Source organism: Zhongshania sp. (assembly GCF_041623545.1).
Classification (GTDB): domain Bacteria; phylum Pseudomonadota; class Gammaproteobacteria; order Pseudomonadales; family Spongiibacteraceae; genus Spongiibacter.
In genome coordinates this window covers 1-1,501 of record NZ_JBFJWS010000441.1, presented here as the reverse complement: position 1 = coordinate 1,501, position 1,501 = coordinate 1, and the positions used below count along the sequence as shown (strand labels likewise).

The following is a 1,501-nucleotide window of genomic DNA, read 5'->3' as shown; positions in this document are numbered from 1 at the left end:
ATTTCTTCCGCGAGACGGTCAAGATCGACCTCGCTCGAAATATCACCCATCGCCGACATTGCATCGCCCTGCTGGCGCTGAAAGGTTTCGTTGATTTTGTCCTGCAGGAATTTTTCCTCACAGAGACTAAAGATAAGCGGCTGAGAAATCACCCGCTGCACTTCGGCAATTGCTGATGGTGGTGTTTGCTTGCAACACAGAAGTGTTAACTCACCATTCGCACCCTCTTCAACAAGAACGCGGTTACTGCGGGCAAAGGCATACGTCAGAGCATGAGACATATCAACGTGAAGCCTCGTTCACGCTTACTAAGTCTGGCTTAACGCAAGGGCTCTCCGCCTCACAGTCTGATTCCGATACAGCATTATCTGCAGATTCAGCCCTTGGCACTTGCATCTGAATATCACTGCGCTTGTCCGCTGACGGCGCCAGGTGACGTTTCTCAACCGCTTCTTCAGCTGGTGACATTGGTGGCGGCACCGGCTTATGAGGCAATATATTCGGTGGCGAGGCATCCATACCCGTCCATTCAGGAAGTACTGCTAAGTCAGTAAAGGGGAATAAATTAATGCCCTGTTCAGCTTTCACCAATTGCTCTGCGCGGATAAAGTTGTATTTGCGAGCACTTAAATCTGACAAGGTAGCTTGGTCGCGCACAATCGTTGGACGAATAAACACCATCAAATTACGCTTGGTCTTGCTGGTGCTATCCGAACGAAACAAGCGGCCAAAAAAGGGAATGTCGCCAAGCAAGGGCACTTTGGCCGACTGCTCTGTTACTTGATCATCGATTAAGCCGCCCAGCACAATAGTTGCGCCATCGTTGACCAATACTGCGGTTTTAATAGTACGTTTATTGGTAATAACATCCGCCGCGCCATTTGATGGGCTTAGGGATGAAACCTCTTGTTCAATATTCAACTGAACCGCATCCCCCTCATTGATTTGGGGGGTGAACAATAATTTTATACCCACTTCTTGGCGACTAATCGTCTGGAAGGGATTGGTATTGGTGGAGCTCGCAGTCGAGCCGGTGATCACCGGGATTTCCTGACCTACCAAAATTGAGGCTTCTTCATTATCCAAGGTCAGCAGACTCGGCGTGGACAAAATATTGGACTCTGAGTCACTCGCCAGCGCGGTAAGCAGCGTCGCAAAACTAAAGGCGCCGTCTTTAAGTTTACCCAAACCAATCGCAGCGCCCCGCACACCGCTAACGGCCGCAGCCGCAGCCTCCTCACCCGCCAGCAAACTAATAATGCCGGGGGTACCACTGCTCCCAGAAGCGCCACCGCCAAAGTTGATGCCACCGGCAGGCTGATTGCCGCCATTTCGGCCTTTAAACAACCACTGTACCCCTAGTTCTTTGGCGCGATTATCTGACACCTCAATAATAATCGCTTCAACTAAGACTTGCGCGCGACGAATATCTAGGTCGCGAATGACCGAGACTAAATCGGTAATGATATGAGGGCTGCCTGAGAGCACAATTGAGTTGGTT

At 50.4% G+C, this 1,501-nt stretch carries 2 pseudogenes; both read right to left on the bottom strand.

Features of this window, described 5'->3' with window-relative positions:
* Positions 1–281 (bottom strand): annotated as a pseudogene (locus ABYT30_RS18995) (type II secretion system protein GspE); the annotation flags it as partial.
* Position 282: 1 nt separating this feature from the next.
* Positions 283–1,501 (bottom strand): annotated as a pseudogene (locus ABYT30_RS18990) (type II secretion system protein GspD); the annotation flags it as partial.